Below are 19,771 nucleotides of genomic sequence, written 5' to 3'. Positions count from 1 at the left end.
GCATTTGGGAAAGGGATGGGGGTTTCGGCCGACGGCCGCCCGGCGGTCATTGCGCCGCATGCGCCGGCTGGACCGGGACCTCGCTCCAGGGCGACAGCACCCCGGCATCGCAGCGCAGCACCCGGTCGGCGAGATGGAAGAAGCGGTCGTCGTGGCTGACGGCGATGATGGTGCGGCCGCCGCGTTTGAGTTCCGGCAGCAGCTCCTCGTAGAAGAAGCGGCGGAACAGCGGGTCCTGGTCGGCCGCCCATTCGTCGAGCAGCAGGATCGGCCGTTCCTCCACCACCGCGGCCAGCAGGGCGATGCGCTTGCGCTGTCCCTGCGACAGCCGGATGTCGGAGAGGCGGTCGCCGGCCAGCGCCACCTTGCGGTCCATCCGCAGCCGGCGCAGGAACGTCTGGGCAAGCTCCTCGTCCAGCCGGCCGTCGGGGCCGACCAGCCGGTCGAACAGGTGGGGGGTGGAGAAGACGGCGCTGATCTGCTCGCGATGCCAGCCGCGACGCTCCTCGGTCACCTCCAGCCCACCGAGCCGGATGGTGCCGGCAGCCGGCCGGCGCAGTCCGGCCAGCAGGGTCAGCAGGGTCGACTTGCCGCCGCCGTTGCCGCCGACGATGAACAGCGTCTCCCCCGCCTCGACCGTCAGTTCGACCGGGCCGAGGTGGAAGCCGGGCTCGTCGCCCTGGGCCGGATGGTCGTAGACGACGCCGGACAGGCTGAGCAGCGGCCCCTTGGCGGGAAGCGCCACGCAGGCCCGCTCCGGGCGGTCGAAGTCCGGGCGGTGCGCTTCCAGGCGCAACGCCTCGACCTTCGCCAGCGCCACCTTGCCGGACAGCAGGATCGGCAGCGTGCCGACCAGATCGTTCAGCGGCATGCGCAGGAACATCAGCACCAGCACGAAACCGGCGGTGTGCGGCCGCGGCAGGTCCAGTGCCTCGCCGGCGGCAAAGATGCCGGCGATCAGGCCGAGGATGACCAGGGCGGTCCAGCTCAGGCTCAGCACCCAATAGCGGTCGGCGCGGGTCTCGGTGTCGCGGGCATGCTCCGCCGCCGCCGCCACGTCGTGGCGGTGGAAGACGCGCTTGCGCACCGTGTTCAGCGCCAGCTCGTTGCGGCCTTCGATCGCGCCGCGATAGCCGGCGAGCAGGCGGTCGTCGGTTTCGCGCACCTCGACCATCAGCCGGCGCATCGCCGACACCCAGCCATAGGCCACCCCCACCCCAAGCCCGATCACCGCGGCGCTGAGCAGGAAGAGTTGCCAGGACAGCCAGCCGAGATAGAGGAAGCCACCCAGCACCAGCACGCCGTTGCAGAAGACGAAGGGCAACCGGTTGAAAGCTTGGCCGACCGTGGCAATGTCCTTGGTCAGGGTGGCATAGAGCGCCGGAGCGCCGATGGTCTCCAGCCGCTCCACATCGGTGTCGAGCAGCCGCTTCACCGTCGCCGTGCGCATCTCGCACACCACCCGGTGGCCGAGCGCCGTCAGGATCGCCTGCGCGCCGAAGCCGAAGCCGAACACCGCCGCCAGCAGCACGGCGATCACCGCGAAGGTCGGCGCGTCGGGCGCAGCGCTGCCGGCGATCAGCCGGTTGACCAGCGCGATCACCCACAAACCGGCCAGCGCTCCGGCGGCGCCCAGCGCCAGCGCCAGCGGCATGGGCCAGCGGAAGCGGCGCAAAAGAGAGAACAGCAGGGTCATGACACACCGCCCGGCTCGGCCGTGCCGTCGCCGGCCAGCAGGCCGGCCATGAAGGCGAGGTCGTCCGCCTCGTCCCGGCTGCCGCGGGAGTCGATCACGGTGGCCATGGCGCGGATGGTCGGGGCGCGGAACAGCTCGGCCAGCGGCAGGTCGAGCCCGAAGGCGCCGCGGATGCGCGTCTGCAGCCGGACCAGCCGCAGGGAATGCCCGCCCAGCCGGAAGAAATCGTCGGCGACGCCGAGCCCTGGCCGTTCCAGCACCTCCTCCCACAGCGCAACCAGCCGTACCTCGGTGTCGGTCGCCGGCGGCTCGAACCCGACGGAGGCGGCCGGCGCATCGGGCGGCGGCAGGGCCTTGCGGTCGATTTTGCCGTTGGCGTTCAACGGCAGCCGGTCCAGCACCATGCAGACCGACGGCAGCATGTAGGCCGGAAGGCGGGCGGCGAGATGGGCATGCAGGTCCGGCGGCTCGCTCCCGTCGGTCGTCACCAGATAGGCGCAGAGCAGCGCATCGCCCGTGGCCGGCATGTGGGCGGCGACCACGGAGTGGCGCACCTGCGGATGGCTGTCGAGCGCCGCTTCCACCTCCGCCGCCTCGATGCGGAAGCCGCGGATCTTCATCTGATGGTCGCGGCGGCCCAGGAATTCTATGGCACCGTCGGCGCGCCGCCGGGCGCGGTCGCCGGTGCGGTAGAGGCGGCTGCCGGCACCGGCGCCGGGTGCGCCGTCCTCGGGGAACGGGTTCGGCATAAAGCAGGCCGCGGTCAGGCCCGGTTGCCCGCCATACCCGCGCGCCAGTCCCAGCCCGCCGATCCACAAGTCGCCGGCGACGCCGCTTGGTACCGGCTCCAGCCGATTGTCCAGGATGTGAAGGCGGTTGTTGGCGACGGCATGGCCGATGGGAACCGTGCCGTCGCCATCCCCGGCCCGCTCCACCGGCCAGGCGGCGGACCAGACGGTTGTTTCGGTCGGGCCGTAGACATTCAGCAGCCGCACGCCGCGCTCCAGCAGGCGACGGGCCAGACCGACGCCCAACGCCTCGCCGCCGCACACCGCGCGCAGGCCCGGCCACGAACGCTCGGTGGCGTCCAGCAGCATGCGCCAAGTCGCCGGCGTCGCCTGCAGGACGGTGATGCCGTGGCGTTCGATCAGCCCGGCGAGCGCTTGCGGATCGTGGGCCTGCTCGCGCGTGGCGAGGATGATGCGGGCACCGGCGATCAGCGGCAGGAACAGCTCCAGCCCGGCGATGTCGAAGCCCAGCGTCGTCACCGCCAGCAGCCGGTCGTCGGCGGCGAGGCCGATCTGCGCCTGCATGGCATGGAGGAAACTGGCGAAGGCCTGCCGGTCGATCTGCACGCCCTTCGGCACGCCGGTCGATCCCGAGGTGTAGAGCGTGTAGGCGAGTTGGCGCGGATGCACCGGGCGGCCGGGATTGCCGTCCGCCAATTCCTCGTATCCGGCGGCGAACCCCGCAAGCGGCGCGTCGATCACCAGCACCGGCCGGGCATGGGCCAGGATGTGGGCATTGCGCGCCGCCGGCTGGTCGGGATCGAGCGGCAGATAGGCGCCGCCCGCCTTCTGGATCGCCAGCAGCGCGACCGGCAGATCGACCCCGCGCGGCAGCGCCACCGCCACCAGACTGTCGGCACCGACCCCGCGGGCGGCGAGCCAGCGGGCGAGGCGGTTGGCCCGTGCGTTCAACGCGCGGTAAGTCAACGTGGTTTCGCCGCAGACCAGGGTGGCGCAGTCCGGCAGATCGGCGGCGGTGCGTTCCACCATCGCCACGAGATCCTCCGCCGGATCCAGCGCCAGGACGGTGTCGTTCCAGCGCGTCAACTCCTCCGCCCGCGCCACCGGCGCCATCAGCGGCAGGTCGGCCAGCTCAGCCTCCGGATCGACCAGCATTCCGGCCAGCAAGGCACGGAAGCCGGCAGCCAGACGCTCGGCCGTCGCGGCGTCGAACAGGTCGGTGGCATAGTCGATCGCGCAGAGCGCCCTCGCCTCCCCCACGGCAACGTCGAGCGCCACGTCCAGTTTGGCGGTGGTCTCCGGCACCGGAAGCGGCGTCACGGTCAGGCCCGGCAGCCGCAAGGCGGCGGGGGCGTCCATCCGCAGGTTCAGCAGGGTCTGGAACAGAGGCGTCCGGCTGCCGTCGCGCACCGGATCGAACCGCTCCAGCAGGCGCTCGATGGGGACGGCGCCATCGCTCAGCGCCGCCAGCGCCTCGCCGCGCAGCCGCCGGCAGAGCGCGCGGCCGGTCAGGCCGGGCGTCAGGCGGGCACGGAAGAGCTGGGTTTCGACGAAGAAGCCGACCAGCGGTTCCAGCTCCTCGTCGTTCCGTCCGGCGTCCGGCACGCCGACGGCGAAATCATCCTGCCCGGACCAGCGGCCGAGCAGGGCCTGCCACGCCGCCAGCAGCGGGATGAAGGGTGTGCAGGCTTCCGCCCGTGCCAGGGCGCGCAGTGCGGAAACCGTCTCATCCGGCAAGGAGAACTCGACCCGCGCCCCGGCACTGCCGCGAACGCTCGGGCGCGGCCGGTCGGTCGGCAGTTCCAGGGCCGGGATGCCGGTGCCGAGCCGCCTGACGGCCCGTTCGACCGCCCGTTCGATGCGCGCCAGCGCCACCTCGCCACGCTGTGCCCGCGCATGATCGGCATATTGCAGGGTCAGCGGGGGAAGCAGCGCCGCCGGGTCGGCTTCCGGATCCGCCAGGGCGGCGACGTATGCGGTCATCAGGTCGCGCGCCAGGATCGGGTTTGACGGACCATCCGACAGGATGTGGTGCATCGCCAGCAGCAGCACGGCCCCTCCGCCGGCCCCTGGCAGCAGCGTCGCGCGGATCGGCGGGCCGGCGGACAGGTCGAATGGCCGCCGCGTCTCCTCGCGGATGCGCTCCGCCAGCGCAGCGTCGTCGGGCTGAACGGCTTCCCGCGTCAGCCGCAGGGTCGGACGGGACAGCACCACCTGTTGCGGCGCCCCGTCCCGCTCCTCGAACCGCGTCCGCAGGATGGCGTGCCTCCAGGCCAGCGCTTCCAGTGCCCGCTCCAGCGCCGCCGCGTCCAGGGCGCCGTCCAGACGGAAGGCGCGCGTCAGGTTATAGGCGGCATCCGTCGGATCCAGGCGGTGGAGCAGCCACAAACGCTCCTGCGCCAACGACAGCGGAGCAGCCTCGTTCATGCGACTAAGAGTTACTTGCATCTATCGGCCCGCCTATTCCGCCGCGAGGCTGGTGGAGGTCGCGCCCGCCGCCCGGTCGGCCAGTGCGACCCGCAGGGCGGTCCGGAAGCGGTCGGCGATCTCATCGATCTCTGCGGCGCTGACGATCAGCGGCGGCAGGAACCGCACCACCGCGCTATGGCGCCCGCCCAGCTCCAGGATCAAGCCCTGCTCCAGGCAGCGGCGCTGCAGCGACCGGGCAAGCTCGCCATCGGCCGGCCGGGCGCCCAGCCGCAGGGGCGGCCGGCGCTCGTCCACGATCTCGACACCGATCATCAGGCCCGGTCCCCGCACATCGCCCAGGCAGGGATGGTCGGCCTGGATTGCTCGCAGATGGCCGGTCAGCCGTGCGCCCATGGCGGCGGCATGCTCGTCCAGGCGGTCGGTACGGATCCGGTACAGGGTCGCCGACCCCGCCGCCATCGCCAGCTGGTTGCCGCGGAAGGTGCCGGCATGGGCGCCCGGCGCCCAGCAGTCGAGGCCGGCATCGTAGACCACCACCGACAGCGGCAGGCTGCCGCCGATCGCCTTGGACAGCACCAGGATGTCGGGCTCGATCCCGGCATGTTCGAAGGCGAACAGCCTGCCGGTGCGGCCCAGCCCGGTCTGCACCTCGTCGATGACCAGCGGGACGCCATGGGCACGGGTCAGCCGCCGAAGCCCCTGCAGCCAGCGCACCGGCGCCGGCACCACGCCGCCTTCACCCTGCACCACCTCCACCACCACGGCCGCCGGCGTCACGACGCCCGATTCCGGATCGCTCAGCAGTTGCTCGATCATCGACAGGCCGGCATCCACCCCGGCCTCGCCACCAAGCCCGAACGGGCAGCGGTAGTCGTAGGGATAGGGCAGCATGTGAGCGTCGCCGGTTCCGCCGCCCAACGGCCGCTTCGGCCCCAGATTGCCCATGATTGCCAGCGTGCCATGGGTCATGCCGTGGTAGCCGCCGGAAAAGCCGACGATGGTGCGCCGCCCGGTGGCGGTGCGGGCCAGCTTCATCGCCGCCTCGATCCCGTCCGCGCCGGTGGGACCACAGAACTGGATCCGGGCATCACGGGCGAAGGTTGGCGGCAAAGCCGCGAACAGATCCTCAACGAACCGGTCCTTGACCGGGGTGGTCAGGTCCAGCGTGTGCAGCGGCAGCCCGGTGTCCAGCGTCGCGCGCAGCGCCGCCACGATGTCCGGGTGGTTGTGCCCCAGCGCCAGCGTCCCGGCACCGGCGAGGCAGTCGATGAACAGCTGACCGGCACTGTCGCGCAGATAGATGCCGCGGCCTTCGGTCAGCACCAGCGGGATGCGCCGCGGATAGGAGCGCGCGTTCGATTCACGCGCCTCCTGACGGCGAAGCATCGGATCGTCGCCGAGGCGGATCGCCGGCTGGGCATGGAAACCGTCCAGGCCCAATGGCGCTGCGATGGTTGGCGCCGTGATGGTCGCGGTCATGGGCACATCTCCCTCATCGGGAATACGGGATCGGGCACGGCCGGTCAGGCCGCATCGCCCAGGGCGCGGCGCAGGCTGAGCGGACGCATGTCGGTCCACACCCGCTCGATGTGGGCGAGGCAGTCCTCCTTGGAGCCGCTGACGCCGATCGTGCGCCAACCGGCGGGAACCGGCTTGTGGTCGGGCCAGATCGAGTACTGTTCCTCGTCATTCACCACGACGTGAAATCGCGTGTCCGGGCTATCCCAGCTCATGCCGAAGCTCCTTCAGGTCAGGGCGCGGAAGAGATGATCGTGTTCGGAGAATGCGCGTTCGGAAGATCGCGTCATGCCTTCTTGCATAATGCGAATGATTCTCGTTTGCAAGTCGATTTGTAGTACGCTAACGTTCGTCCCGGCTGCAGGGCTCGGCGGGATTACCCGCAAGATATGTGTTGTTTATCCAACCCCTGCGCCGAAGCCGTTCCAAGCACGGCCCAGAACCCGCTGCGATTGCTGCCCCACCTGCCGGCAGGAGCAACGCTCTGCCCAACTATGCGAACGATTCTTATTCGCAGTAAAGACGTTTCTGCAGACCAGCCCGCAATTGGACGGACCGATCACCCCATGGACCAGCGCATTTTCGATCCGAGCCCGGCCGCAAACCCCGAAACTCTGGCCGTGCAGCCGCTGCTTCCCGGCGCCGACCTGCCGCTGCTGGTGACGCCGAAGGACGGCGCGCTGGACGACGGGGGGTGGCGGAATTTGCTGCCGGACATCCACGCGGTGGTGCGCGATCGGCTGCCCGTTGCCGGCGGACTGCTGTTCCGCGGCTTCGGGCTGCATGGCGACGCCCCCTTCCGCGCCTTCGCCGAGAGCTTCGGCCGGCCGCTGCTCGACTATGATTTCGGCTCCACCCCGCGCTCCGCGGTGGACAAGGGCGTCTACACCTCCACCGAATATCCGGCCCACCAGTCGATCCCGCTGCACAACGAGCAGGCCTATACCCTGCAGTGGCCGCAGACGATCTGGTTCCACTGCGTGACCGCCGCCGCCACCGGCGGGGCGACGCCGATCGCCGACAGCCGGCTGGTCGCCCGGCGCATCGATCCGGCGATCCGCGCCCGCTTCGCCGCAAAGCGCCTGATGTATGTGCGCAATTACGGGAACGGCCTCGACCTGCCCTGGCAGCGCGCCTTCAACACCGCCGATCCGGCAGAAGTCGAGCGTTTCTGCCGCGCCAACGCCATCGCCTGGGAGTGGACCGAGGACGGCGAGCTGCGCACCCGGCAGATCTGTCAGGCGGTGGCCCGGCATCCCGTGACCGGCGAGGAGGTCTGGTTCAATCAGGCCCACCTGTTCCACGTCTCCAACCTGCCGCCCGCGGTGCGCGACAGCCTGCTGGCGGTGGTGGAGGACGAGTCCGAACTTCCCCGCCATGTCTTCTACGGCGATGGCACGCCCATCGAGGACGAGGCGCTGGACCATATCCGCGCGGTGCTGGGCGACTGCACCCTCAGTTTCCCCTGGCAGGACGGGGACGTGATGATGCTCGACAACATGCTGGCGGCCCATGGGCGGGAGCCCTTCACCGGCAGGCGCAAGGTCGTGGTCGCCATGGCCGACCCGGTGCGCTCCCCCGACCTTCCCGCCGCCTGAGGACCCGGCCATGGACAGCATCACGACCGCACCCGCCCCAACTTCCGGTGCCATTCCTGCCGGCGAGGAACAGCGCGCCCTGTGGACCGCCTGGCGCCTGGCGCCGGAGGATCCGGCCTACAACATGACCTACGCGGTGGAGCTGGCGCCCGGCATCGACCCGCAGCGGCTGGCCGCCGCCTTCGCCCGGGTCATCGCCGGGCACGAGGCGCTATCGAGCCACTACCGGGAGGACGCCAATGGCCGCCTCGTCATGGAACGGGGTCCCGGATTCGTCCCCGATGTCACCGTCCACGCCACCGAGGCGATGAGCGACGCCGACCGGCTGCGCTGGCTCGAGCGCGAGGCCGACCTGCCGCTGCCGCTCGACCGCGCCGTCGCCTGCCGCGTGCGGCTGCTGGCCGAACCGGACGGGCTGGTGCACCTGCTGGTCGTCCTGCACCACATCGCCGGCGATTACCTGTCCTTCGAGATCCTGTGCGAACAGGCCTTCACCGCCTATGAGGCACCGTCCGCAGCCGGCTCCACGGCTGGAGGCCGCTACTTCGACTGGCTGGAACGGCAGCGAGCGCTGCAATCCGGTCCCGAGGCCGCACGGCTGGAGGCCTTCTGGCGCGACCGCATGACGGATGCGGCACCGCCGCCTGAACTGCCGGCTGACCGCATCGATCGTCCGGGCCCACCGAATGAGGCCAACCTACGGCTCGATGCCGCCATGACGGCGCGCGTGCGCGCGGCGGCCGACCGGGCAGGCGTCGGCGTCTTCCCGCTGCTGACCGCGGTCTTCCAGATCTTCCTGCATCGCTGGAGCGGCCAGGACCGATTTATGATCGGAACGCCGGTGTCCGGACGGCAGGGCGCCGCCGACCGCGCGATGATCGGCTACACGCTGAACGCCCTGCCCTGGCCCGCCGACCTGTCCGGCAACCCCTCCGTCGCCGACCTCGCGCGCACCGCACAGCGAACGCTGAAGGCGCTGCTGCGCCACCGCCGCCTGCCGCTCGCCCGCATCACCGCGCTGGCCGGCGGCAACGGGCCGCTGTTCCGCCATATGACCACCTATGTCCCGGTGGGCGAGCGCGCCGCCGTCAACCGCGCCGTCCGGCGGGAACTGTTCGCCCAGCAGCGTGGCGCCGCCAACGAATTGAACCTGCGCTGGATCGACGACGGCGAACGGCTGACCGGCCAATGGCGCGCCGATCCGGCGGTGTTCACACCGGAAACCTCGGCCCGCATGCGGCGCGGCTTCCTCGCCCTGCTCGACCGCGCGCTCGTCAATCCCGACGCTCCCATCGCCGCGCTGGAGGCGGTCGCGGACGACGCCGACCGTTCGCTGCGCCGGGGACCCGCCGCCGGCGCGCCGACCTCGGCCCTTGCCCTGTTCGAGGCCGCTGTCGCCCGTCATCCCCGCCGCGCGGCCGTGGAGGACGGCGACGAAACCCTGACATACGCCGACCTCGACGCTGCGGCCGGCCGGCTGTCGGTGCGGCTCGCCGACGCCGGGGTGCGGCCGGGTGACCGCGTCGGACTGTGGCTGCCGCGCGGCGCGGCGCTGGCCGTCGGCATGATCGCGGCGTGGAAGGCGGGAGCGGCCTACCTCTGCCTGGACCCGGCGCTGCCCGACGCGCGCCTTGCCTTCCTGGCGACGGACAGCGGCGCGCGCGCCGTCATCGGCCACGGCGCGGCACCGGGCTGGCTCGACGGGGCGGCGTGGCTGGAGTTCGACGGCCGGTCGGGCGGCTCAGCCCCCACTGATGTCCCGGCCAGCCCCGACCTGCCGGCCTACCTGATCTACACCTCCGGCTCCACCGGCACGCCCAAGGGGGTGGTGGTCACCCAGGGCAACCTCGCCCACTATGCCCAAGGCGTGCTGGCGGCGATGGAGTTGCCGGACGAAGCCACGCTGGCCACGCTGGCGTCGGTGACCGCCGACCTCGGCTATACCGCGTGGTTCGGGGCGCTGCTCGGCGGGCGTACTTTGCGGGTGATCGCGCCGGCGCTGGCCGACGACCCCGACGCGCTGGCCCGCCATTTCGCCGAACGGCCGGTCGACGCGCTGAAGATCGTGCCCTCGCATCTCGCCGCGCTGATGGCGGTGGCCGATCCGGCCCGGCTGTTGCCGCGCCGCTGCCTCGTCCTCGGCGGCGAGGCGCTGGAGGGCGGCTTCGTCGTCCGCCTGCGTGCGCTCGCCCCCGGCTGCCGGGTGCTGAACCATTATGGACCGACCGAGACCACCGTCGGCTGCCTGACCGCCCCCACCCCGCAAGACCCGAGCGTTCCAGTTCCCATCGGCGCTCCGCTGGCCGGCGTTCATGCCGCGGTGCTCGACCGCCACGGCGACCCGGCACCGCTTGGCGTCGTCGGCGAACTCGCCATCGGCGGCAGTGGCATCGCCGCCGGCTATCTCGGTCGGCCGGCACTGACCGCCGAGCGCTTCGTGCCCGACCCCTGGCGCAGCGGTGGCCGGCTGTACCGCACCGGCGACCGCGTGCGCCTCACCCCCGCCGGCCTCGTGGAGTTCCTTGGCCGCGCCGACGATCAGGTGAAAATCCGCGGTTTCCGCGTCGAACTGGGCGAGGTCGAATCCTGGCTGCGCCGCCAGCCCGGCGTGGCTGAGGCGGCGGTCCTCGCCCGTCCGGTGACCTCTGGCGGCGGGTCCGGCTTGCGCCTGACGGCCTTCGTCGCCCCGGCGACGCTGGACGGAGACGCCCTGCGAACCGCCATGGCCGCCGCCCTTCCGGACGCGATGGTGCCGTCTGCGCTGCATGCCCTGCCCACGCTGCCCCGCCTGCCGAACGGCAAGATCGACCGCAAGTCGCTGCCGGACGATGAATCCGCTGCCCCGCCTGCCCCCTCGGCCGGCCGCACCCTGACGGAGGCCGAGGAGACGCTCGCCGCCACCTGGGCGGAGGTGCTGGGACGCCCGTCGGTCGGGATCGAGGAGGACTTCTTCGCCATCGGCGGCGATTCGATTCTGGCGCTCCAGGTCATCGCCAAGGCCCGGCCGCAGGGTCTTGTGCTGAAACCGAAACTGTTCTTCCAGAAGCGCACCATCGCGGCCATTGCCGTCGCAATCACCGCCGCCATCTCACGGCCGCAGGCGCCGGCCGAGAGCAAGCCCGTCCCGGTGGAGCCCACCCCCTTCGCCCTCTGCGGCCTCGACGCTGACGCGGTGGCAGCGCTGCGCGCCGAGCGTCCGGGGCTGGAGGACGCCTATCCGCTGTCGTCGCTGCAGCAGGGCCTGCTGTTCCACGGCCTGATCGACCCGGCCGGCGGCGCCTACGTCAACCAGTTGGTGATCGAGGCGGATGGCCCCTTCGACGCCGACGCCTTCACCGCCTCCTGGCAGGATGCCGTCGCCGCCAACGCCATCCTGCGGACCGCCTTCCGCTGGGACGGGGTGGACCGTCCGCTGCAGTTGGTGGAGCGCACGGCCACGCTGCCCGTCGCCCGCCGCGACTGGAGCGACCTGGCCGACGACGGCCGCGAGGCGGCCCTTGCCGCCTTCCTGGCGGAGGACCGGGCGCGCGGCTTCGCGCTGGACCGGGCTCCACTGATGCGGCTTGCGCTGATCCGCTGCGGCAACGGCCGCTGGTGGCTGCTGTGGAGCCGCCATCATCTGGTGGTCGACGGCTGGTGTTCGATCCTGCTGCTGGACGAGGTGCTTGAACGCTACCGCGCCCGGCTGGCGGAGGAGTCTCCGGCTCTCCCCGCCCGTCGCCCGTTCCGCGACCACATCGCATGGCTCCAGCGCCGGGACGACCGCACCGCCGCCGGCTTCTGGCGGACCTTCCTCGCCGGCGTGGAGGGCGCCACGCCGCTGCCGATGCTGGCACCGGCGCCCGAGACCGGCAGCGCGGTTCCGTTCAGCCACTCCCTGCTGCTGGAGGTGGCGGAAACCACCCGTCTGACCGCCACGGCGCGTGGGCTGGGCGTCACCCTGAACACGCTGGTGCAGGGCGCCTGGGGCCTCGTGCTGGCCGCCCGGTCGGGGCGCGACGACGTGCTGTTCGGCGTCACCTCCTCCGGCCGGCCGGCCGAGCTGGACGGGGCGGAGCACATGCTGGGCGTCTTCATCAACACGCTGCCCCTGCGGGTGCGCGCGCCCGGCCAACGCCGCCTCGGCGATTACCTGCGCGGCATCCAGGCCGACAATGCCGCGATGCGCGAGCATGAGCACAGCGCGCTTGCCGACATCCAGGCCCAGGCCGGCGTCGGGCCGCTGTTCGACACGCTGCTGGTCTTCCAGAATCTGCCGATGCTGGAGGGGCGGCGGCGCCGCGTCGGTGCGCTCGACCTGCGCCAGCGCGACAATGTGGAGCGCACGCACTACGCCCTGACGGTGGAGGTGTTCCCCGGCGACCGGCTCGCGGTCGTCATCGACGCCGATGGCCGCCGGATCGACGCCGCCATCCTCGCCCGGATCGCCGACGGCTTCCGCGCCGCCCTGCTGTCGCTGACCCGTGGTGCCGGAACCCCGTTGGCGTCGCTGCCACGGATGAGCGAGGCCGAGGCGCGGAGCTTACGCGAATGGGCCAACGGCCCGGCCTCCTCCCGCCTGTCGCCGGACTGGGTGGAGCGGGTCGCCGCCCGCGTCGAGGCCCATCCCGACCGCATCGCCGCCCGGTGCGAAGGCGCCAGCCTGAGTTATGGCGAGCTTTGGCAGCGGTCGGAACGGCTGGCCTGCGGCCTCGATGCGGTGGGCCTCCGCCCCGACGAGCTGGTGGCCCTGCTCGTCCCCCGCGGCCTTGAGCTGCTGTGCCTGATGGTGGCGGTGCTGCGGGCCGGGGGTGCGTGGCTGCCGCTCGATCCCGCCCATCCGCCGGCCCGCTGGGCTCAGGTGATGGAGCAGGCCGGTCATCCGCTGCTGATCCGTGACGAGACGGTTCCTTGCGACCTGCCCGCCCTCACCACCGCCGATCTGCTGGCCCGCGCCGGGCAGGGCCGCCTGCCGGTGGTGCCACCCCGCGGCGACCAGCGCGCCTATGTGCTGTTCACCTCCGGCTCCACTGGGACGCCAAAGGGGGCGATGGTCACCCGCGACGGCATGCTGAACAACATGCTGGCGAAGGTCGATCCGCTGCAGCTCAGGGAACAGGACGTCATCGCCCAGACCGCCCCCTCCTGCTTCGACATCTCGGTCTGGCAGACCCTGACCGCTCCCCTCCTGGGTGCGGTGGTGGAGATCATCCCGGACAGTGTGGTGCGCGATCCCGACGCCCTGCTCGACCAGCTGGGACAGGCGGGCGTCACCCTGTTCGAGCCGGTGCCGTCGCTGATGCGTACCCTGGCGGAAGCGCGCGATGCCGACGGACGCCCACGGCCGCTGCCGGCGCTGCGCTGGGTCCTGCCGACGGGAGAGGCGCTGTCCGCCGCCGATGCCGGGGCGTGGTTCGACGCCTATCCCGCCATCCCGCTGATGAACGCCTACGGCCCGGCCGAATGCGCCGACGATGTCGCCTTCCATCCGCTGTATGCGGCACCGCCCCCCGGCTCCACCATTCCAATCGGCCGCCCGACCGCCGGTGCGGAGCTGCGCATCGTCGACGGCGACCTCGCCGCGGTCCCGATCGGAACGGTCGGCGAAATCGCGGTTGGCGGCCTCGGGGTCGGCCGCGGCTATCTGGGCGACCCGCGCCGGACCGCCCTGTCCTTCGTCCCCGACCCGGACGGCGCGAGGGGCGGCCGGCTCTACCGCACCGGCGATCTCGGCCGCTGGTCGGCGCAGGGCGTCATCGACTGGGTCGGGCGCAGCGACTTCCAGATGAAGCTGCGCGGCTTCCGCGTCGAGGCCGGCGAGGTCGAGGCCACGCTGGAACGCCATCCGGCCGTCCGCCGTGCCGTCGTCCAGATCCGCGCCGACCACCTGACCGCATGGTGGGAACCGGCAGAGCCCCATGCCGAGGTCCTTGCCGAACCCCTCGCCGCCCATGCCGCGGAAACGCTGCCGCCCTACATGGTACCGACACGCTGGATCCGGATGTCTGCTTGGCCACGCAACGCCAACGGCAAGCTCGACCGCAAGGCGTTGCCCGATGCCGAGGCCGCATCTTCCTCCACAGCGGACGAGCAACCGGTCACCGAAACCGAACGCCGTCTTGCGCAGCTTTGGCAGGAGCTGCTGCCGGGAAGCGCCGTCGGCCGCAACGCCGACTTCTTCGCCCTCGGCGGCCATTCCCTGCTCGCCGCCCGCCTGATCGCCCGGCTGCGCCGGGACGGCTGGCCCGGCCTGCCCCTGCGCACGGTGTTCGAGGCATCGGAACTCCGCGCCCTCGCCGCCCAGCTCGACGCCTTGGCCGGCGCAGGTACCGACGACACCCCGCCGCTGCGTCCGGTGGAGCGGCGGGAGGTGATGCCGCTGTCCCCTGCCCAGCAGCGCCTGTGGCTGGTCGACCGGCTGTCGGGCGGCGGCACAGCCTATCTGATGGCGGCCCGGCTGGACCTTTCCGGCGACCTCGACGCCGCGGCGCTGGAAACGGCCCTCAACGCCGTCGTCGCCCGCCACGAGATCCTGCGCACCGCCTATCCGGAGCGCGACGAGGAGCCTGCCGCCGTCGTCGCCACCGCCCTGTTGATACCGCTGCCGCTGGAGGACCTGTCCGGATTGCCGCCGGAAGAACGGGAGTCCTGCGCCCGGGCGCGGGAGGAGGAGCATGCGCGCACCCCCTTCGATCTCGCGGCCGGCCCTCTGTTGCGCGCCCGTCTCCTGCGGATGGACAAGCACCGCCACCGGCTGCTGTTCGCCATGCACCACATGATCGCCGATGGCTGGTCGGTCGGCGTCCTGTGCCGTGATCTCGCCACCGCCTACCGCGCGGCACGGGCCGGCGGGGCTCCCGACTGGCCGCCGCTGCCGGTGCAATATGCCGATTACGCGGTCTGGCAACGCAGCCTGTTGTCGGGCGAGCGGCTGGCGCGTGAAACCGCCTTCTGGCGCGACCGGCTTACCGGGGCACCGACCGCGCTTGCCCTGCCGACCGACCGGCCACGCCCGGCCATCGCCTCCACGCGCGGCGACTCCCTGCCCCTGCGCCTGGATCCGGACCTGTTGGCCCGCGTGGAGGATTGGGCGCGCCGCCGCGGCGCCACGCCCTTCATGGCGTTGCTCGCCGCCTTCAATGCCATGCTGCATCGGGAATCGGGTGCCGGCGACCTCCTGGTCGGCACCGACACCGCCGGCCGGCCGGATCGCGCCCTGGAAGGGCTGATCGGCTTCTTCGTCAATGTCGTGCCGTTGCGCTCCCGCCTGGAGCCGGGGGTCAGCTTCGACGCGCTGCTCGACCGCACCCGGCAGACGGCCCTCGACGCCTTCGAGCATGACGCCCTGCCCTTCGACCGCATCGTCGAAGCGGTCGGGGTGCCGCGCGACCGCGGGCGCAACCCGCTGGTCCAGGTCCTGTTCGTGCTGCAGAACGTGCCCGACGGGCCGCTGGAACTGCCGGACCTCGTCATCGCCGAAGCCCCGCCAGCGGAACGCCAGTCGAAGTTCGACATGGCCCTGTTCCTGGAGCCGGTGGCCGGCGGCGGCAACACCGGTGCTCCTGCCCTGGCCGCCGACTGGGTGTTCGCCAGCTCCCTGTTCGATCCCGCGACCGTGCGCCGGTTCCACGACGCCTGGGTCACGCTGCTGGAACGCGCGGTCACCGACCCGTCCCAGCCCGTCCTTCCCCCCTCCCACGCCCCTTCTGCCGGTCAGGAATTCCCACCCATGGACCAGACCCGGCGCACCAGCGCCAAGCTCTCCCGCCTCGGCGGGCCGACGGCTCCCTGCCGGCCGGCCCGGTTGCAAGCCGCCGATCCCGTCCGTCGCTCGGTCCTGACGCCGGGTTCGGACTTTCTGATCATGCTGGAGCCGGCGGCGCCCGATCTCGACCCGGTCACCTGGGCTGAGAGCAACCGCGGGCTGATCGATGATCTGCTGCTGCGCCACGGTGCCATCCTGTTCCGCGGCTTCGCCCTGCCCGACCCGCAAGCCTTCGAATGCTTCGCCGAGGCGATGGAACCGTCTGGCCTGTTCGGTTCCTACGGCGACCTGCCGAAGAAGGAGGGTGGGCGAAACACCTACCGTTCCACGCCGTACCCCGAACGGCAGATGATCCTCTATCACAATGAAAGCAGCCATCTGGACCGCTGGCCACGCAAGCAGTGGTTCTTCGCCGAGCAGGTGGCGCCGGTCGGCGGCTGCACCCCCATCGTCGACTGCCGCCGGATGCTGACGCTCCTGCCGGCCGATCTGGTGGCGATGCTGGAGACGCGCGGGCTGCTCTATGTCCGCACCTTCACGCCGCGCCTCGATGTCGATTGGCGCGACTTCTTCAAGACCGATGACCGCGCGGCGGTGGAAGCCCACTGCTCCGCCGGTGGGATCGAGCTGCGCTGGCTCGATCCCGACACGCCGCAGACCCGGACCCGCTGCCCTGCGGTGATCCGCCATCCGCTGAGCGGCGAGCGCAGCTTCTTCAACCAGATGCAGCTCCACCACCCCGCCTGCCTGGAACCGGAGGTGCGGGCCGACCTGCTGGAGATGGCGGGCATCGAGCGTTTCCCCCGCAACGTCCTGTTCGGCGACGGCGAGACGATTCCGGACGAGACCATGGCCCTGATCGGCGAGGCGTACGAGGCGTGCGCGGTGCGCTTCCAGTGGCTGCGCGGCGACGTGGTGATGGTGGACAACATGCTGACCGCCCACGCCCGCGACCCGTTCGAAGGGCCACGCCGCGTCGTGGTGGCCATGGGCGCCATCGTCGAACGCGGGGCCGTGGAAAGCGGCATCCCGGACGCCCGCACCATGGAGGTTCTGTGATGGACGAGTCGACCGCCCTGACGCCGCGCCAGCGCGACATCCTCGACGCCATCGCCAACGGCGCTCCCGACGGCTCGCCGCTGGAGGTGGTCATCGATCTGGACGGCCCGCTCGACGCCGATGGGCTGCGCCGGTCGGTGGAGCAGGCCGCCGCGACCTTCGACGCGCTGCGCACGACACTGGTGCCGGTGCCGGGCTTCCGGACCCCGCGGCAGGTCGTCGGCGCCGTGCCTGCTGTCGCCTGGACGGAGACCGACGCCGAGACGGCCACGCCGCTCGACCCCGCCACCGGCCGGGTCTTCCGCGCGCAGCTGTCGCGGCAGGGGGCTGAAAGCGCCACCCTGACGCTGGCCGTCTCGCCACCGGTCTGCGATCGCGGCGGACTGGTCCGGCTCGTCGCCGCCATCGCCGACCTCCATGCCGGCAGGACGCCCGCCGCCGGAATCGGCCTTGCCCGCTTCACCGCATGGCGGGAGGAGTTGGACGCTTCGGACGATGCGGCTCACGGACGCGCCTATTGGGCCGGCCTGGGGCTGGAATCCTTGATCGACCCACAGCTCCCCGGCCCGGCTCCGGTCATTCCGGGAGCCGGCACCGCCACCCGCAGCATCCCGCCGCAGACCGCCGCCGGGCTCGCCAGCCTCGGGCAGCCGGTCGATGCCGTGCTGCAGGCCGCGTGGTGGCTGCTGATCGCGCGCATCACCGGCGAGGAGGCGTTCCGCGGCCTGTGGGTCAACGACCCGCGCCGCGACTACGACATGCTCGCCGACGGCATCGGTGCTTTCGAGGACACGCTCCCGCTGGCATTGAGCCTGCCCGGCGACGAGACTGTCGACGGGCTGCTCGCCCGTGTCGCGTCGATGATGGACGCTCACCGCGACGCGCAGGAACAGCGCCCCGACGGCATCCTGTCGCCCGACGCAGTGGCCTTCACCCTGACGGAAGCCCCGGAAGCCATCGCTACCGGCAGCCTGCGCTGGAAGCCACGCGGCTGGCCCGCGCCGCGACCGGTCGGCACCCTCACCCTGGCGGTGACGATGGCCGGCGGCCTGCCGCTGGGCATCACCCTGCACGCCGACCTTGCCCGCATCGCATCCGCCGCCGTCGACGCGCTGGCCGACCAGTATCTCGCCGCCCTGGCTGCCCTTCCCGGCCATCGCACCAGCCGTGTCGCCGACCTGCCGCTGCTGGCGGAGCGGGACCTCCGCTGCCATGCCGCTCTCGCCGGCCCCGAACCCGCCGCCGCGCCGACCATCCCCGCCCTGCTGTCCAACCTCGCCGCCAGCCGGCCCGACGCCCCGGCGCTGCAGGACGGCGCGCGCCGGTGGAGCTATGGCGAACTCGACGAAGTGGTCGGGCGTCTGGCCCGCCATCTGCACCGCGACGGGGTCGGACCGGGGCAGCGCGTGGCGTTGGTCCTGCCCCGCTCCGCCGAACTGGTCATCGCCCTGCACGCGGTGATGCGGGCCGGCGGTGCCTATGTTCCGGTCGATCCGGACTGGCCCGAGGCGCGACGGACCGCGGTGATCGCAGCAGCAGCCCCCTGCCGGGTGCTGGAGTCCGCCGATTTGGCCGCCCTCCTGGCGCAGCCGGCGCCCGTCGCCGCGTTGCCCGTCGCCACCCCGCTGGATGCCGCCTATGTGCTGTTCACCTCCGGCTCCACCGGCACGCCGAAGGGCGTGGTGATCGGGCAGGGGCAGCTCGCATCCTATGTGGCGGCGACAGGCGCGGCGCTCGACCTCGGCACTTGCCGCCGCTTCGCCCTGACCTCCACCGTCGCCGCCGATCTCGGCAACACCACGCTGTTCGGGGTGCTGGCCGCCGCCGGATGCCTCGTGGTGGCTGACGAGGCGACCATGACCGACGGCGCCGCCTTCGCCCGCTTCATCGCCGACGAGGCCATCGATTGCGTGAAGATCGTGCCGTCCCATCTGGCGGCCCTGATCGACACGCCGGCTCCGGTGCTTCCCGGCACGCTCATTCTCGGCGGGGAGTCCACCGGCCGGCCGCTTCTGCAGGCCATCCGCGCCGCGGCCCCCCGCTGCCGCATCTTCAACCATTACGGCCCGACCGAGACGACCGTCGGCGTGATGGTCCACGCGCTGCCGCCGGCAGACCCGCTGCCGGAGCGGCTGCCGCTCGACCGCGTGCTGGCGGGAAGCCGGGTGCTGCTGCTCGACCCGGCGGGACGGCCGGTGCCGATCGGCGCCGTCGGCGAACTCGTCATCGGCGGTCCCCAGGTCGCCCGCGGCTATCTCGGCCGCCCGGACGATCCCGCCTTCCGCGCCGATCCGGAACGCGACGGAGAGCGGCTGTACCGCACCGGCGACCTTGCCCGGCTGCTGCCGGACGGCGGTCTCCAACTGGTCGGCCGCGCCGACGATCAGCTCAAGGTCCGCGGCTTCCGCGTCCAACCGGCGGAGATCGAGGCCGCCATCCTCTCCCTGCCCGGCGTCGCCCAGGCGGCGGTGAAGGTCTGGGGCGAAGGACGGCTGATCGGCTACGCCATTCCGTCCGCCGGGTCCGTCCTCGACCCGGCCGCCCTGCGGGAGGAACTGCGCCGCCGACTGCCGGACGCCATGGTCCCGGCGGAGTTGCTGCCACTCGACCGTCTGCCGCGGCTCGGCAACGGCAAGATCGACCGGGTCGCCCTGCCGGAGACGGCGCGCTCCACCGCCGGGATGGACGAGGCAGCGGCACCGCTGGAAACGCTCATCGCCGGGCTGTTCGCCGGCCTGCTGGAGCGCGACCGGGTCGGCATGGCCGAAAACCTGTTCGACCTCGGCGGTCATTCGCTGCTGGTGATCAAGCTGGTGTCGCGCCTGCGCAAGCGGCTGGGCGTGGAGGTGCCGCCGGGCATCGTCTTCGACCACCCGACCCCCGCCGGTCTCGCCCATGCGCTCCGCGCGGGAGAAACCGAACCGGGACAGCTCGACCGGGCCGCCGCCTGACGGTTCCCCCCTTTCACGACACGGAC

7 protein-coding genes are annotated in these 19,771 nt (G+C 72.0%); 3 read left to right on the top strand and 4 right to left on the bottom strand.

Features of this window, described 5'->3' with window-relative positions; all coding sequences use genetic code 11:
- Positions 1–46: 46 nt before the first annotated feature.
- The 4 genes from TSH20_RS00645 to TSH20_RS00630 are packed head-to-tail and all read right to left on the bottom strand — an operon-like array spanning position 47 to position 6,608.
- The gene (locus TSH20_RS00645) at positions 47–1,696 is read right to left on the bottom strand and encodes a cyclic peptide export ABC transporter (RefSeq protein ID WP_109072893.1); all 1,650 of its coding nucleotides are present in this window, start codon (positions 1,694–1,696) and stop codon (positions 47–49) included.
- Entirely contained in the window at positions 1,693–4,872 is a 3,180-nt protein-coding gene (locus tag TSH20_RS00640) for a non-ribosomal peptide synthetase (RefSeq protein WP_158281930.1), read from the bottom strand. The genes TSH20_RS00645 and TSH20_RS00640 overlap by 4 nt, the downstream gene beginning before the upstream one ends.
- Positions 4,873–4,905: 33 nt before the next feature.
- Positions 4,906–6,354: a diaminobutyrate--2-oxoglutarate transaminase gene (locus TSH20_RS00635; RefSeq protein ID WP_109072891.1), complete on the bottom strand. Its 1,449-nt coding sequence runs from the start codon at positions 6,352–6,354 to the stop codon at positions 4,906–4,908.
- A gap of 44 nt (positions 6,355–6,398) precedes the next feature.
- Positions 6,399–6,608 carry an MbtH family NRPS accessory protein gene (locus tag TSH20_RS00630; protein ID WP_109072890.1) on the bottom strand — a complete coding sequence of 70 codons (210 nt, stop codon included), beginning with the start codon at positions 6,606–6,608 and terminating at the stop codon, positions 6,399–6,401.
- A gap of 351 nt (positions 6,609–6,959) precedes the next feature.
- On the opposite strand from TSH20_RS00630, the gene TSH20_RS00625 reads away from it, so the two are divergent.
- The 3 genes from TSH20_RS00625 to TSH20_RS00615 are packed head-to-tail and all read left to right on the top strand — an operon-like array spanning position 6,960 to position 19,745.
- Positions 6,960–7,991 (top strand): TauD/TfdA family dioxygenase, encoded by a 1,032-nt coding sequence (locus TSH20_RS00625; protein ID WP_109072889.1) that lies wholly within the window; start codon positions 6,960–6,962, stop codon positions 7,989–7,991.
- Positions 7,992–8,001: 10 nt separating this feature from the next.
- Entirely contained in the window at positions 8,002–16,794 is an 8,793-nt protein-coding gene (locus TSH20_RS00620; protein ID WP_109072888.1) for a non-ribosomal peptide synthetase, read from the top strand.
- The gene (locus TSH20_RS00615) at positions 16,794–19,745 is read left to right on the top strand and encodes an amino acid adenylation domain-containing protein (protein WP_109072887.1); all 2,952 of its coding nucleotides are present in this window, start codon (positions 16,794–16,796) and stop codon (positions 19,743–19,745) included. The genes TSH20_RS00620 and TSH20_RS00615 overlap by 1 nt, the downstream gene beginning before the upstream one ends.
- Positions 19,746–19,771: the final 26 nt, after the last annotated feature.

Source organism: Azospirillum sp. TSH20 (assembly GCF_003115935.1).
Taxonomy (GTDB): Bacteria; Pseudomonadota; Alphaproteobacteria; order Azospirillales; family Azospirillaceae; genus Azospirillum.
This window is presented reverse-complemented; position numbering and strand designations above follow the sequence as displayed.

Excerpts from the sequence above, each read along its gene's own strand:
- TSH20_RS00630 (WP_109072890.1), bottom strand. The coding sequence starts at position 6,608 with ATGAGCTGGGATAGCCCGGACACGCGATTTCACGTCGTGGTGAATGAC.
- TSH20_RS00620 (WP_109072888.1), top strand. The coding sequence starts at position 8,002 with ATGGACAGCATCACGACCGCACCCGCCCCAACTTCCGGTGCCATTCCT.
- TSH20_RS00625 (WP_109072889.1), top strand. The coding sequence starts at position 6,960 with ATGGACCAGCGCATTTTCGATCCGAGCCCGGCCGCAAACCCCGAAACT.
- TSH20_RS00635 (WP_109072891.1), bottom strand. The coding sequence starts at position 6,354 with ATGACCGCGACCATCACGGCGCCAACCATCGCAGCGCCATTGGGCCTG.
- TSH20_RS00615 (WP_109072887.1), top strand. The coding sequence starts at position 16,794 with ATGGACGAGTCGACCGCCCTGACGCCGCGCCAGCGCGACATCCTCGAC.
- TSH20_RS00640 (WP_158281930.1), bottom strand. The coding sequence starts at position 4,872 with ATGAACGAGGCTGCTCCGCTGTCGTTGGCGCAGGAGCGTTTGTGGCTG.
- TSH20_RS00645 (WP_109072893.1), bottom strand. The coding sequence starts at position 1,696 with ATGACCCTGCTGTTCTCTCTTTTGCGCCGCTTCCGCTGGCCCATGCCG.